This is a genomic window from Phosphitispora fastidiosa (genome assembly GCF_019008365.1).
Classification (GTDB): Bacteria; Bacillota; Thermincolia; order Thermincolales; family UBA2595; genus Phosphitispora; species Phosphitispora fastidiosa.
Genome location: NZ_JAHHUL010000001.1, coordinates 102,296 through 116,947, shown reverse-complemented (window position 1 = coordinate 116,947; position 14,652 = coordinate 102,296). Strand labels below are relative to the sequence as shown.

9 protein-coding genes are annotated in these 14,652 nt (G+C 36.8%); all 9 read left to right on the top strand.

Annotation, left to right across the window (positions count from 1 at the left end):
• Window positions 1-289: 289 nt before the first annotated feature.
• The 9 genes from Ga0451573_RS00560 (at window position 290) to Ga0451573_RS00520 (ending at window position 14,652) form a co-directional block, all read left to right on the top strand.
• On the top strand, window positions 290-1,243 hold the full coding sequence (locus tag Ga0451573_RS00560; protein WP_231681918.1) for a Hachiman antiphage defense system protein HamA: 954 nt from the start codon (window positions 290-292) through the stop codon (window positions 1,241-1,243).
• Window positions 1,227-3,281 (top strand): DEAD/DEAH box helicase, encoded by a 2,055-nt coding sequence (locus tag Ga0451573_RS00555; RefSeq protein ID WP_231681917.1) that lies wholly within the window; start codon window positions 1,227-1,229, stop codon window positions 3,279-3,281. The genes Ga0451573_RS00560 and Ga0451573_RS00555 overlap by 17 nt, the downstream gene beginning before the upstream one ends.
• Window positions 3,282-3,901: 620 nt before the next feature.
• On the top strand, window positions 3,902-7,144 hold the full coding sequence (locus Ga0451573_RS00550) for a DEAD/DEAH box helicase (RefSeq protein WP_231681916.1): 3,243 nt from the start codon (window positions 3,902-3,904) through the stop codon (window positions 7,142-7,144).
• 336 nt (window positions 7,145-7,480) lie between these two features.
• The gene (locus Ga0451573_RS00545; protein WP_231681915.1) at window positions 7,481-8,635 is read left to right on the top strand and encodes a hypothetical protein; all 1,155 of its coding nucleotides are present in this window, start codon (window positions 7,481-7,483) and stop codon (window positions 8,633-8,635) included.
• A gap of 536 nt (window positions 8,636-9,171) precedes the next feature.
• Window positions 9,172-10,473, top strand: a complete 1,302-nt coding sequence (gene ltrA / locus Ga0451573_RS00540; RefSeq protein ID WP_231681914.1) for a group II intron reverse transcriptase/maturase — start codon at window positions 9,172-9,174, stop codon at window positions 10,471-10,473.
• Window positions 10,474-10,565: 92 nt separating this feature from the next.
• Window positions 10,566-11,636: an AAA domain-containing protein gene (locus Ga0451573_RS00535; RefSeq protein WP_231681913.1), complete on the top strand. Its 1,071-nt coding sequence runs from the start codon at window positions 10,566-10,568 to the stop codon at window positions 11,634-11,636.
• Window positions 11,617-12,849, top strand: coding sequence for an AAA domain-containing protein (locus Ga0451573_RS00530; protein WP_231681912.1), 1,233 nt, complete (start codon window positions 11,617-11,619; stop codon window positions 12,847-12,849). Before Ga0451573_RS00535 ends, Ga0451573_RS00530 begins: the two co-directional genes overlap by 20 nt.
• Before the next feature lie 31 nt (window positions 12,850-12,880).
• The gene (locus tag Ga0451573_RS00525) at window positions 12,881-13,078 is read left to right on the top strand and encodes a YwbE family protein (protein WP_269438023.1); all 198 of its coding nucleotides are present in this window, start codon (window positions 12,881-12,883) and stop codon (window positions 13,076-13,078) included.
• 152 nt (window positions 13,079-13,230) lie between these two features.
• Window positions 13,231-14,652: a sigma-54 interaction domain-containing protein gene (locus Ga0451573_RS00520; protein ID WP_231681911.1), complete on the top strand. Its 1,422-nt coding sequence runs from the start codon at window positions 13,231-13,233 to the stop codon at window positions 14,650-14,652.

Here is a 14,652-nt window from a genome sequence, read left to right as displayed (position 1 = left end):
ATGAGCGGCAGGAGAGGGGAGGGGGGTATTGGGCCATTTTGTGAGATGTACGATTTTGTGAGATATGTAGACAGGATGTGAGGAAATAACATATAATAGTACTAGCTGGGAAAATAAGACAAGCCATTTTTAGTATGGGGGGCGACCGCAGGCTTTTTGTGGTGTCCTTTTTTGTTGGGGGAAGATGGGACAGGGGTAGGGATGTGGTGTGGTGTTGGGGGAAGTTGGATCTTAAAGAAACTTGGTTAGAGAAAACTGGACATCTAACCTTAAAATTGAAGGTGTAAAGATGGCACAAAAAAATCAGGAAATAATACAAAAAAAGTTTGACTGCTTCAATGTATTTTCCTTTAAAGATAACTTTTCATTTTTTCACATTGAATTAGAGAATACTCTCAAATTCTATGAAATAGTATTTGATTATTTTTTTAGTGATGATAAGCTTATTCGGTATTGTGAAAATACAGCAAATATAAAATTCACACCTTCGATCACTCATTTTGTAATTCTTTATAAGCATTTAAAAACATACATAGATGATTTTAATTTGGAAAAGGATGTTTCTGAGTTTGATGAAACGATATGTTCTATTTTAATGGAAGAAATGAATTTAGAGGATAGAGACGGAAAAAGAATTGTACGATTGGATAAAATTGGTAAAATAGGTGAATATATTTTTTGTTGCTTATTATCTGATTTCTTTAACTTCAACTGTATTATACCAAAAGCTCATTTACAAACAGATTATAATATGAGTGTTTACGGTATAGATACACTTTTTTATTCAGAAGAAAATGATTTGCTATTGTTTGGAGAATCGAAATTTACTTTAAAGTTGGATAATGGGATTAATCTTATTAATAAATCATTATGTGAGTATGAAAAACAACTTTCCGATGAATTTGAATTAGTATTAAGTAGTCGCTTGTATAAAAATAAATTAAACAAATTCTCTGATGCCTTCGGTGATTTTGCAGAAATTAGTATAGATATTAAACAGTTTATTGATAAAGCGGGGATTACCCAAATAGGCATTCCCATTTTTATTGCACACGGAACAGAAACGGATCGTGCAATCATACTTAACAAATTAAGTAAAATTAAAAAATATACATATTTTGGACTAGATACAAAGTACATTTCTATCTCTTTGCCAATTATAGATAAAAATAAGTTGATAGGTGTTTTTACAAAAAAGATAAGAGAAAAGGAGGATTATTATAAGAATGAAGCAAGCAAATAATCCTCAGGTCTTGCGTGATAAATATATTCGGGAGTTGGCCAGAGCAGATAATCATACAACTAGGGCAAAAGAATTAGCCGATGATTTGTTCGCTTTAGACCTGACGGTATACTCTCAGAATTTCTCTTTTAATTCCGTTGTTTTTAATTCATTTGCAATCTCAGAAATTGATGAAGGGATATCATTACATCCAGAGCAAATGCAAATTATATTGCATATAACTAATCACCTAGCAACAATTATTAGCGCACCAACTAGCTTTGGAAAAACATTTTGTATTTTCGAGTATATAGTTAGGTATAGACCTCAAAATGTTGTATTGATAGTTCCCACATTGGCATTGGTGGATGAATACTTTAAAAAAATCATCAAAAAGTATCGACATAAATTTTTTAATTACAAGGTTCATACAGGGATAAATGAAGATAAAACATATAATTTCAACAGCTACAATATTTTTATTCTTACACATGATAGAATAGTGCATGAAACTGCATATCAAAAAATAGAGAAAATAGATTTTCTTGTTATCGATGAGGTTTATAAGCTTGAAACCGATAAAATGAATGCAAGAGTACTAGTTCTTAATATGGCTTATTACTATTTATCTAAGAAGGCTGAAAGATATGTTTTACTTGCACCATTTATTAAAGAGGTTCACGATACTGAAAAGCTAGAGAAAGCACCTGTTTTCTACAATTCAACTTACTCTCCTGTTGTAAACGATGTAAAGGTATGTCCGATAATCAATGAGGGTGATAGATTTACAGAATGTAGAAGGTTACTTAATCAACTAAATCCGTTAGATAAGACCCTAATCTACTTCCCAACAGTATCACGAATGTATAAATATATTACAGACGTGATTTCCTTGGAAGAGCCGTTGACTTCTTTGAATTCAAATATACAATTTTTTATTGAATGGGCTAAAGAAGAGATTCATGAAGAGTGGTGTTTAATAACGGCGTTAGAGCGTGGCTGTTTAATTCATAATGGCCAAATCCCTGTAGGAACAAGAATGTTCCAATTAGATTACTATCAGCAAAATGAAAACTATAATGTGATGCTTTGTACCTCTACGCTGCTTGAGGGAGTCAATACAACTGCAAAAAACATTATAATAACAAAACCGTCTAGACAATCAAATAACCCTGGAAATTCTTTTTCTGCATTTGATTTTTTTAATCTGGTTGGAAGAACAGGGAGATTATATCAACACTTTATAGGTGATGCCTATTACATTAAGTCCCCGAATGATCCGGAGTTCCATAAGACCGATGCAATAAAAAGTATTCGGTTTGAGATCACAGATGTTAGCAAAGATATTGATATACAAAAAGGTAATATTGAAGGACACCCAGATGTCTTGAAATTTTTGGAACTGTTGAATATAACAAAAGAAGAGTACCTTGAATTTATTGGGACAAAAACTAGATTTGACACCGTACTTGAGCTATATGAGAGATATTGTAAGAATAAAGATAACTTGTTGAAAAAACTTCAGTTTATCATGCTTAGCTCTAAGCCAGCGAGGCATCCATTAATTAAAGTGTTGGATTCAATTTGCGAATCAAGAACCAATAATTTGAGAGTCAATTTAATAACGAGCCTATTGAACAAACAACGGCCACGTATAAAAAAAGTTGTTGATGACGCAAGAATGTATTTTAAAAATGACATAAATTATCTCATATCAGAAGCAATAAAAATGAAAACGAGTTATATCGAACACACTTTTTACAATAAGGTCTCAATAATTCGTTTCTTTTTAATGAAAGATAATGTTGAAAACGAGCTGATAGATGTTCTTGATGATAGAGTGCTTGAAACAATTGAATACTTATATTTTTCGAACATTAAGCATAAAAAGATGTTATTGGATTTGGGAATATACGAACGTGATGTTGATAAAGTGATTAAAATTATTGGAGATGATTTTGATGATGCCTTCGAATTAAAGCAGAGGTTAACAGATAATTTTTTGAGGCTCAAGGGTATCAGCTATCTTTCAACGTACGTTATTAATAATATCATATGAATTGGACTAAGTAACCAGTTTTTCCTGAACTAGGTTTTATATAAGTGTTAATGTTTGTATGTCCATGTTTATAGGCGAACTAGCTGTAGGAAAGTAGTCAGTAAGATATCCTTAGATTGTATTGTCAGCACTGTCTTTAATAACAAAATAAGTAAGGTATTGCTCAAGCAATGGAAATTTATGTTGGATTATATATAACTTGGTAGGAAGTATTAATCTGTCTAGAACGGGAAGCTATGGAGGAATAGATCAAACATAAATTATGCAAGGGAATTAAAAATATTTAATGAAAAAGATAAAGTTGCTATTATAAATAATAAATTATAGAAGTACTAACTTCCATTAATTCATAAATGATTTGCTGGAAATCAATTGAACATTATAGCAAATGGATTTGCAGTCATCACAGACTATAACTATTGTTCATCGTTATGGGTATAAATCTCGGTAGTAGCAGTACATTCGTGGCCCGGTGTTTGCTGAAGAGAGCGAAGATATACCCTACCAAAATTATACATAAGGGTTGCTGCTTTAGGGCGTAGTTTATAGGCAGATATAGCTTTCGGGTCAAGTAATTATAGCCATATGGTGTGGGATTGAAATGATTGGGGGAGAGAAGAATGTATAAGTATTTCCTAGAGAGTCATCTGAAAAAGATAGGCAAATATCAAGATGCCTTGGTATTTTACAAAGGATTCCCGGAGAATTTTCTTGAGGAATTGAACCAAAGTTACCCTCGGTTTTATCAAGGGAATTCTCAAAGTGGTAAAGGACTTGATACCATCGCCCTTGAAGCATCCGCAAAGAAGGTTCAAGCAAAGTTCCTAAGCCTCGAGGAAGGTATTTACTGGGGCATTTATGAGGAGTATGTCCTTTTAAGCAATAGGTTTCAGGATCTGAATGATAGTTATGACGGCTCCATCATTATTGTAGAAAATAATTTCTTTAACAATGAATACCCTGTAAATTTTTCTCCAGAAATGGGACAAGCGGTCTTGGCTTATGTAAAATATATTGAATCAGAAGAAGAAAATATAGAGCCTTCAGAAGACGTAAAAATACTTTTGAATTATTATGGATACATAACTACCCGGTCAGCACAGCACTACTGCTCCTATGTAAACAAAGAAGACCATAATAGTAACGTTATTAATAAAAAGTTTTTTGATAACTATAAACCTATTAATAGAGAAGCTGTAAAGGCGGCAAGTCCGAAGTATGAAAATGATTATATATTTCCCAACTATCTAGATGATAGTTTTTATCAACTTAAGGAAAGCCTGCATTTTGGTGAATATCTTTACAGCCAGGGGATAGACATAGTTTTAGAAAGCACTGTCTTTCGGGATGAGTACTTAAAAGATGAAATCAGTATATTGAATCATGTTTGTAATAACCTCGGAGCTCCTATCAACCTTTTTTTAAGTAAACCCCAATTTACGCTTGAATACAGACCTGAATTACTATCTATTCTTAAAAGATACTGGGACACTAATGCTTCCTTCCGGGAACTGACCTTTTATGAAGATCCAGATGCAACTTTTGACATCATTAAAATTTCCCAAGGTGCCTTAATTGAAGATATTGTTAAACAGTGCGAAATAGCTAAAGAAGGAAACCATGAGTTTAAAGACATATTTATTACTGCGCCTACTGGGGCTGGAAAATCAGTATTGTTTCAGATACCCGCCATTTACTTAGCAGAAAAACATCAAAAATGGATGACTATAATTGTTACCCCTCTTATAGCTTTAATGCATGATCAGGTAGAGGCACTCAAGGATCGTGGGATTGATTATTGCGCATTTATTAATTCGGAGTTATCACTGGATCAAAGAGAATATACTTTAGAAGGTATCAGAGATGGGTCAATTTCTATACTGTATCTTTCTCCTGAACTTTTATTGTCCAATGACATTAGAAATTTTCTTGGAGAGAGACAAATAGGACTTATGGTAATAGATGAAGCCCACCTTATTACTACCTGGGGTCGTGACTTTAGGGTTGACTACTGGTATCTCGGAAATTTTATTAACAAAATTAGAAAGTATGAATTAGTTAATGATTTTCCAGTATTGGCCCTAACTGCTACGGCAGTCTACCATGGGCCGGATGACATGGTTCTTGAAACTATTGACAGTCTTTATATGAAAAACCCCAAGATTTATCTTGGTACTGTAAGGCGGGATGAAATATCATTCAAAATTATTAGTTTTAAGGAAAAAGGAAGCCACGAAGACCTAAAAATTCAACGAACAATTGAACGGATAAAAGAATTTGTTGACAATGACGAAAAAACAATAATCTATTTTCCGTGGGTAAGTCAGATAAAAGATGTTTTGACCAATGTAGACTCCCAGTACCGCTCATATGTTGGCACTTATTACGGACAACTCGACGCCTACTCAAAAGAAGAACTTATGGGTAAATTTAAAAATGGGAATATTAAAGTAATGCTTGCTACTAAAGCCTTTGGTATGGGCGTTGACATAAGCGACATAAATATCGTATATCACCATGCTCCTTCAGGAAATTTATGCGACTATGTTCAGGAAATTGGAAGAGTTGCTAGAGACAAAAACATAAAAGGCTTGGCTAAGGTTGATTTTCACGCTAACGACCTGAAGTTTGCAAGAATATTATATGGTTTATCAAGTATGAAGCAGTATCAGTTAAACTTCATGTTGAAAAAAATCCATGATATATACAAGAGAAATAAAAAACAAAACTTTTTAGTTTCGCCGGAAGCATTTAGTTACATATTTGACCAAAAAGATGATATTGAGCAAAAAGTAAAAAGTGGGTTACTCCTCATCGAAAAGGATTTACTTAAGAGGTATGGTTATCCGGTTGTACTCGTTAGACCCAGAAGCCTATTCTCTAAATGTTATGCATGCGTACCTGCTTCGATTGGCGAACAATTCCTTAAAAGTAAATTTGCAAAGTACGCTGTTGAAGTATCGGATATTGATCAGAACTGTAGATTCAATTCCGGTAATTTTGGAAGTAACGAATATATGACCAAGGACGTGGGGTGCATCTATGAGTTGGACCTAAAGGCAATATGGGAAAATCATTTTGAAAGCTTGAGTTTCCCACAGGTAAAAAAACTATTTTTTGACAAGGAGCTATTTGACTTTAGTGAACCAGTATACCCTCGTTTTAGGTTTAGTATAGAACTTATTGATCTTGCGGAAAAGGTAAAGGCTGGCATGGAAAAATATTTCGAATTGTTAAAATCGTGTTTTACAGAGATTTCCGGTAAGTATTTTGCACGGCAAGAACTTATTTCATTGCTAAACTACAGGTTGAAAAACGAGGTACTAGCCAGAAAAATCGCTAATATAATGCTAAACTTATTTGTTACTGATGTTAACTGGGGAGAATCTGGGAGGACTTTTAATAATGAAGAATTCATCCAGAAAAAGACTACTGAAAAAGGTGACGTTTATCGAGTAATTGACAGAGCTTACTATAAACTTAAAGGACGTTTTCTTCGGACTTTTAATGATCTGTTCCAGCATTCACAGTCAGATTACGAATTATTAAAATATATATCGTATGGAGATGTCAGGGGAAACCACGTAATAAAGCTCGCATACTTACTCGAAGCAATGGAATTAGGGACATATGAATTGTCAGGAGGTAAGAATCCGGAGATATTCATTCGTATTAACGATCCTTATAAGGTAAGAGTTATGGTTCAACGCAACGAGTACAGCAATGCAATTCTTACAGATGTTGACAGGCGGCAAAAAAAATCAATAGACATTATGCGAAATTTCTTTGCTGAATCTTATGAAGACATCGAAAGATGGGACATGATCGAAAACTACTTCCTGGGACGTGAAGTGTTAGAATAGAAGAGAAGTTTTTTGGGGGATATCAAACATTGCTTTTCTGAAGCTTATTTAGAAGAAGCAGATAAATATTGTTTCGAAGAACTGAAGTATCACGGTTTGTAGCCCGGATATATCTCATGGTGGCGACTATCTGGAACGGGAGGTTATTCTTAAAGAACGGTTGAAAGATGCCTTTAGGAAGGGAATTAATTTCATCTATTAGTTGTAAGGACAGCTACGTGTTATTATACGATGGTATGGAACTCTCCCTAATCCCCATATCATGGGAAATATGTAAACGTTATTGATTAGGCTAATAATGTGAAGTGTTAAGATGAAATAGGAGAAATTAGCATTATGAAATTAAACATATTCTATTCATGGGAATCGGATTTGCCAAACAATAAAAATCGTGGACTAATTGGCGATTGTATTGATAAAGCAATGCTGAATATTTATAGTAGATATAAAACGATATCTGAATATATTATTGAAACAGATAGTCGAAATGAATTGGGAACACCTGATTTGGCACAAACAATTTTTTCGAAGATAGATATTTGTGATATTTTCATTGCTGATATAAGTATTATTAATGCTAGAGGTGATAGTCGCCTCACACCTAATCCAAATGTTTTGTTAGAATTAGGTTTTGCATCTAAATCTATAGGATGGTCAAATATCGTATGTATTTATAATTTGGAATATGCCGAAGTTGAAAAACTGCCGTTTGATATTAGGTATAGAAAGCCAATTTGCTATAATACCGCAGCAGATATTGCATCGGCCAAAAAACTACTGATTAAATTATTGGAGTCATATATAGCCGAGATTATTGAAAAACGCGTGATAGACAAAAAAGAGTATCTAGAGACGAAACGACAAGTAGACTTGGGTATACAAGCAATTTTGATTGATTTGTGTACAATACTTTTCAAAAAGAGTGATAGAAATATTGATAGATATAACTATTCCAGAATGTTAAATAGTTCGGAAGAAGATATAGCCAACTTAATTGCCGATGAGAACTATCTTGGTTTTGAACTCTACAAAAATGTAACGCTTAACATTACGGAATTTGTTGACTTCTTTAAAGATGAAATAGAAACATATTTCTTACCTGAAAAAGAAAAAAGATTGATAGCAAAAATGGTGTATGCGCTGAGACAGTATAAACGTGTATTAGATAATGATAAAACCCTAGAGTTTATTGAAAAAGATACAGTGCATAAGATCATTTCAGGTAATGATATAAATCAAAATAATCCTAAAAATTTATTGATTTTGGTAGAACCAATAGATGATCAAAAAGCAATCGTTATTAGTGAAGGTAATTTCGAAAGACAAGATATTGGTATTTTGCTCTATAGATACTCAATTTGCAGGGATTCACAACCTTTTTTTGCGAGAAGCATATATAGCATTATTCAAATTGCAAATGATTGGATTAGAGAAACAGGAAATTACTTTATTCTGAACCCAAGACATTTTGAACGAGATAACCAAGGATAATACTGCTCATCTTCTCATTATCGTGCGCCGGATGACGGCATATATCTTAGCAGGTGGAAATCCTGTCTGGAAAGGTTTAAGCTGAACCACCAGTAGCGAGTCATGGATTCAATGCAGTAATGTATTAGGTCAAGCGTTGACAGCCAGGTGATAGGTATGAAATGTGATAGAGCCCCGAAATGAAGATTAGTGAAATGGCCGACATTCTGATAATGATGGAAGGCAACACACTATGAGCGTTAATAGCGAGCGAAATAGTGCATTTCCGGGGTCGAAGAGCCATACATGTCATACAATGGATACATGCTAACCCGGGAGACCCTGCTGTTTCTTAACATAGTAGTCCATATGTTGAGTATGTCGAACGACTAGGAAGGGAGGACGGCAAAAGAATGGCAGGGAGTCGGACAGCCACATATTACTGATGAACGTGGGTAATGCCACGGGAGGAAAGGTGCGAGGTGAATGAGAATTCACTGCTGCGTAGTACTATATCTTTAAGGAAACATTATCTGTACGCTGGGACAGGAGACATAATGGAAACGAAATTAAAGAGAATATCAGAAATATCTCAAGAAAACCCCAAGGAAGTATTTACATCCATCGGACATCTCATCAATGAAGAGATGTTAAGACAATGCCACAAAGAAATGGATAAGAATAAAGCGGCAGGTCTTGATGGCGTAAATAAGGATATGTATGACGAAAATCTGGATGCGAATCTGAAGAGACTGGAGAAGGCCTTGAAACAAAAATCGTATCGGCCACAACCAGTCAAACGGGTACATATCCCGAAAGACAACGGCAAAACAAGGCCGTTGGGAATAGCGGCGTACGAAGATAAGCTTGTTCAACAGGCTCTTAAGAAAATACTGGAAGCAGTATTTGAACCGAAATTCTATGATTGCATGTTCGGGTTTCGCCCGGATAGGAGCTGCCATGACGCACTGAAGAAACTGAATACCATGATTGAAAGAAACAGCACCAGCTATATATTGGATGCAGACATTAAGGGTTTCTTTGATAATTTGGACCACAAATGGTTAATAAAGTTTGTGGAAGTATGTATCAAAGATCCTAACATCATACGTCTAATTAAGAAGTTTCTAAAGGCCGGCATAACCGAGGATGGTGTATATAAAGAAACCGAAACTGGTACAGCACAGGGCTCCGGCTGTTCTCCAATACTGGCCAATATATACATGCACTATGTGCTGGTACTGTGGTTCTACAAAGTAGTAAAGCCACAGTTTAAAGGGTACTGCGAAATTGTGGTATATGCAGACGATTTTGTTTGCTGTTTTCAATACAAACACGAAGCAGAGCAGTTCTACGACCTACTCAAAGAACGGTTTGGTAAGTTTGGGCTTGAACTGGAAGACAGTAAAAGCCGCCTGATAGAATTCGGAAGATATGCTGAAGTCAACCGAAAAAGCAGGGGTGAAGGCAAGCCGGAAACTTTTGACTTTCTGGGATTTACCCACTACTGCAGTAGAAGCAGAAAAGGCTATTTTCGGGTGAAAAGGAAAACCAGCAAGAAGAAATTCAGGGCCAAACTGAAACTCTTTACTGAATGGGTGAAGCAAAATCGGACATTAAGGAAGAAAGAACTGATAGAAAAGTTGAACATAAAGCTGTCAGGCTACTACCGCTACTATGGGATAACGGATAATTTTACGGCGATGGATAAATTCTGGCGAAAAATCGTAAGAGCCGTCTTCATTTGGCTCAACAGACGAAGTCAGAGGAAAAGCTATACATGGGACAGATTTTATGACATGTTAAAGCACTATCCAATAGTTCGCCCCAAAATTTACGTTAATATTTATGAGATATGATGGGATAAGTACTTCGAGGAGCCGTATGCCCGAATTGGGCACGTACGGATCTATGAGGGTTGTGCGCTCAATTTAGCCACGGAGCAAATATTGTGGCACTCCCAAAGGAAACGGGGAGAAACGGTGAAAAAACTGAAATGAATAAACCACAAGCAGGGCAAATGCCGGTTTTCCCTTTCGGGTTTAATTTAAGCCAAAAATCTGCTGCTGAAAAAGCCTTGACCGAACAAATCAGTGTCATTGAAGGGCCTCCGGGAACGGGTAAAACCCAAACCATTCTGAACATTATTGCCAATGCCATCATAAATGAAAAAACCATTGCCGTTGTGTCCAATAACAACGCGGCAACGGCTAATGTTTTGGAGAAACTTCAGACATATGGCGCAGATTTTATTGCAGCCTACTTAGGAAACACCGAAAACAAAGAAAAATTCTTTGCCGGGCAAATGCAGGATTATCCTGATATGGCCGATTGGGTAATGGATAGCGACAGCTTTAATGCTGTAAATGACACACTTAAATCAAGTGGCAAAGAATTAGAAGAAATGCTTGAAGCGAAGAACGAGGCTGCTGTATTAAAGCAAGAGCTATCGTCGTTGTTAACCGAAAGAGAGTATTTTTACACCTATTATAATGAAACCAATGAAGAAATAGCGCCATATCGCTCTTTATATCGGCTTAATTCAGGCGCCGTTATGGAATTATGGTTGAATTACCAGCGCATAGCTAATGAGGATAAAGTTATCACGCTAAAACATAAGCTATTAAATCTGCTGCGCTATGGCATTTTTAGCTTTTCGTTTTATCAAAACTCCAACGAAAAGATTATAGCTTGTTTTCAAAAGTTTTATTACGAGAGCAGGGTAAACGAATTAACAAAGCAAATTGCTGCCCTGGAGACGCGGCTTGAAAGCTACCAGTTTGAAAGGTCAATAGAAGAATACACCCAAAACTCGCTGAAGCTGTTCAAGGCCAAACTGGCTGCCAGATATTCTCAACAAAAAAGCCGCAAGGTATTTACAAAGAAATCGTTATGGAGAGATTTTGCCTCTTTTATTGGAGAATATCCGGTTGTACTGAGCACGACTCATTCTTTGCGCACGTGTGCTGGGGACAACTATTTATTTGACTATGTGATTATGGATGAGGCCTCACAGGGTTGATATTGTTACCGGGGCGCTGGCGCTCTCTTGTGCAAAGCAGGCCCTTATCGTCGGAGATTTAATGCAGCTACCCAATGTTGTTCCGGAGAATATAGCAGAAGAAACCAATCAAATTTACCATAAATTTACCTTGCATAGCGCCTACCGGTATGCGGAACACAGCATTCTTTCTTCAATCGTAAAACTATATGAAGATGTTCCCCGAACATTATTAAAAGAGCATTACCGCTGTCATCCGAAAATTATCGGCTTCTGTAACCAAAAATTCTATAATAATGACCTTATTGTAATGACTGAGGAGAAAGGGCGTGAAAAACCCTTAGCAGTATATAAGACTGCCAAGGGAAATCATGCGCGGGGCAATTACAACCAGAGGCAGATTGACGTTATCTTGCAAGAAGTACTGCCACAACAAATCAGCAGTTCCGGTGAGCAGTCTATCGGTACTATTGCGCCTTATCGGCTGCAGACGAAAAAACTAAAAGAGACCGTCAGAGATGGAAACATTGAGGTGGATACAGTTCATAAGTTCCAAGGCCGTCAGAAACATGTTATAATTTTAACCACAGTTTCGAACAAAGTGAACGAATTTGTTGATAACCCAAACCTGATTAATGTGGCCATATCCCGCGCCATCGACAAGCTGATTATTGTTGTGTCAGATGAAGAAAATAAACACAATTCCAATATTGGCGATTTGATAAGATATATTGAGTACAATAATTACGAATTCATTAACAGCAGCATTTACTCGGTGTTTGATTTGTTATATCACAGCTACTCTGAACGGTTATTTTCAATTATGAAGAAAAAGAAGCATGTATCGGAATACGAATCGGAAAACCTGATGAATGTTGTGATTGAAGATGTTCTGAAGCAGCCGGAGTTCCAAAATCTAGACCGGGTAATGCATCAACCTCTTAAAATGCTGATTCGTAATCCGGAAAATTTGGATGATGCCGAATGCCAATATGCCATGAATATTTCAACACATACTGATTTCGTTATCTTTAACAAGCTTGATAAAATGCCTGTGCTGGTGGTGGAGGTAGATGGATATGCCTTCCATGCTAACAATCCAAAGCAGCTTGAAAAGGATAAGATTAAAGATACTATTTTGCAGAAGTATGAAATCCCGATTTTGAGAATTAAGACCAATGAAAGCGGAGAAGAAATGCGGCTGCGTGATAAACTTCTCCAAATTCTAAAGTGAAACCAAATACTTTTATAAGGTGGTAATATATTTGTCAGAACACACAGTCAGAAAAAATATCAAACCGGGAATGCAGGTTGAAATAGTTGAAAAACAAAACCAACGGTCCGGCAAATTAACCGCCGGTGAAGTGCAAACTATCTTAACACCTGGTCAAATTCATCCCAGGGGGATCAAAGTCAGACTAACTTCAGGGCAGGTGGGAAGAGTGCAACGGATAATCAAATAAAACGGCGCACCGCTTCACCTGCACACTTAATATTTTGAGTATCTTTTTAAGAAGGGTTCTTGGGGAAAATGTCGAATGATAAAATCTGCACCATTTTTTTACTTTGTTAGTAAATACAATAGTTCAGAATTAGGGTCTATGGAGGCAGTGTCATGACAGGAAAAAAGTCTCCCCAAAAGTCTGTGCCTGAGATACAAAACGAGCTTGATCAGGAAACCTTTCAAAAAATATTGGATAATTCCTATGATGAAATATTTGTCACTGATAAAAATGGAATTACCATCTATGTTAACAATGCCTGTGAGAGAAACTACGGAGTTACTGCTTCCCAACTGCTGGGCCAACAGCCAGGTCAGATGGCGGCAGAGGGCTACTGTTTTCCCCCGATAACTCCTCTGATTCTCAGTGAAAAGAAGATTATCACCCTTGAGCAGAAGACCATCACCGGAAAGAGGATTGTCACTACAGCGACACCCGTCTTTGACCAAAACGGCGAATTGGAGCTTATAGTTCAGAATGTGCGTGATATTTCCCAAATAGGTGAAATCAAACACGACCTGCAGGATACTTTAAAGCTGGTAGAAAGATATAAACACGAGGTTCAGGAGTTAAGAAAAAAAGAATTTCAAATCAGTAATCTGGTTGTCCGGAGCAAGCAAATGGAAGAACTCCTGGAATTAGTTCATAAGGTTGCCAGGGTGGATGCAAACATATTGATACTAGGCGAATCAGGAACCGGGAAAGGCGTTCTGGCAAAATATATCCATAATCTGAGCAGTCGCAGAGAGGGGCCCTTTATGACCATAAACTGTGCTGCCATCCCTGACCAGCTGCTGGAATCAGAACTATTTGGGTATGTCCCCGGCGCGTTCACCGGAGCTGAAAAGAAAGGTAAAACCGGGCTTTTTGAATTAGCTGATGGCGGCACCCTGTTCCTTGACGAAATCGGGGAAATACCTTTGAGACTCCAGGCCAAACTCTTACACGTTATCCAGGAACGCAGCTTCTGTCGTGTCGGGAGTACTGAACCCATCAAATTAGACTGCCGGATATTAGCTGCTACAAACCGCGACCTGAATAAGATGGTTCACGAAGGAGGGTTCAGGGAAGACCTGTATTATCGTCTCAATGTTATTGAGATAGAGATGCCGCCTCTCAGGGCAAGAACCGAAGACATCCCACACCTCATTTACTTCTTTATTAATAAATTTGATAAGGAATGCCACACAACCCACCAACTTTCTCATGAAGCCCTTGAAATACTTGTTCACTACCCTTGGCCGGGTAATATACGTGAGCTTGAGAACATGGTCGAAAGGTTGATAATAACTGTTACGGAGTCGGTAATTGAACCAAAACACCTGCCCAGGCAGCTCCGGGATAATTTTGAATCCCAGGAGATTTCAGGCACGGATTTTACCTCACTTGATTTGGCATTGGAAATGGTTGAAAAAAAATTGATAACCAGGGCTTATGAAATGTTAAAGAGTTCATATAAGGTGGCCAAGGCTTTAAATATAAGTCAAAGCAAAGCATCCCGGCTAATTCGGAAATACGGTCTTGAACAGGGTTAA

What these genes read in the sequence shown, in the direction of transcription:
- Ga0451573_RS00555 (WP_231681917.1), top strand. Translation starts at nt 1,227, where the DNA reads ATGAAGCAAGCAAATAATCCTCAGGTCTTGCGTGATAAATATATTCGG.
- Ga0451573_RS00545 (WP_231681915.1), top strand. Translation starts at nt 7,481, where the DNA reads ATGAAATTAAACATATTCTATTCATGGGAATCGGATTTGCCAAACAAT.
- Ga0451573_RS00550 (WP_231681916.1), top strand. Translation starts at nt 3,902, where the DNA reads ATGTATAAGTATTTCCTAGAGAGTCATCTGAAAAAGATAGGCAAATAT.
- ltrA (WP_231681914.1), top strand. Translation starts at nt 9,172, where the DNA reads ATGGAAACGAAATTAAAGAGAATATCAGAAATATCTCAAGAAAACCCC.
- Ga0451573_RS00560 (WP_231681918.1), top strand. Translation starts at nt 290, where the DNA reads ATGGCACAAAAAAATCAGGAAATAATACAAAAAAAGTTTGACTGCTTC.
- Ga0451573_RS00520 (WP_231681911.1), top strand. Translation starts at nt 13,231, where the DNA reads ATGACAGGAAAAAAGTCTCCCCAAAAGTCTGTGCCTGAGATACAAAAC.
- Ga0451573_RS00530 (WP_231681912.1), top strand. Translation starts at nt 11,617, where the DNA reads ATGAGGCCTCACAGGGTTGATATTGTTACCGGGGCGCTGGCGCTCTCT.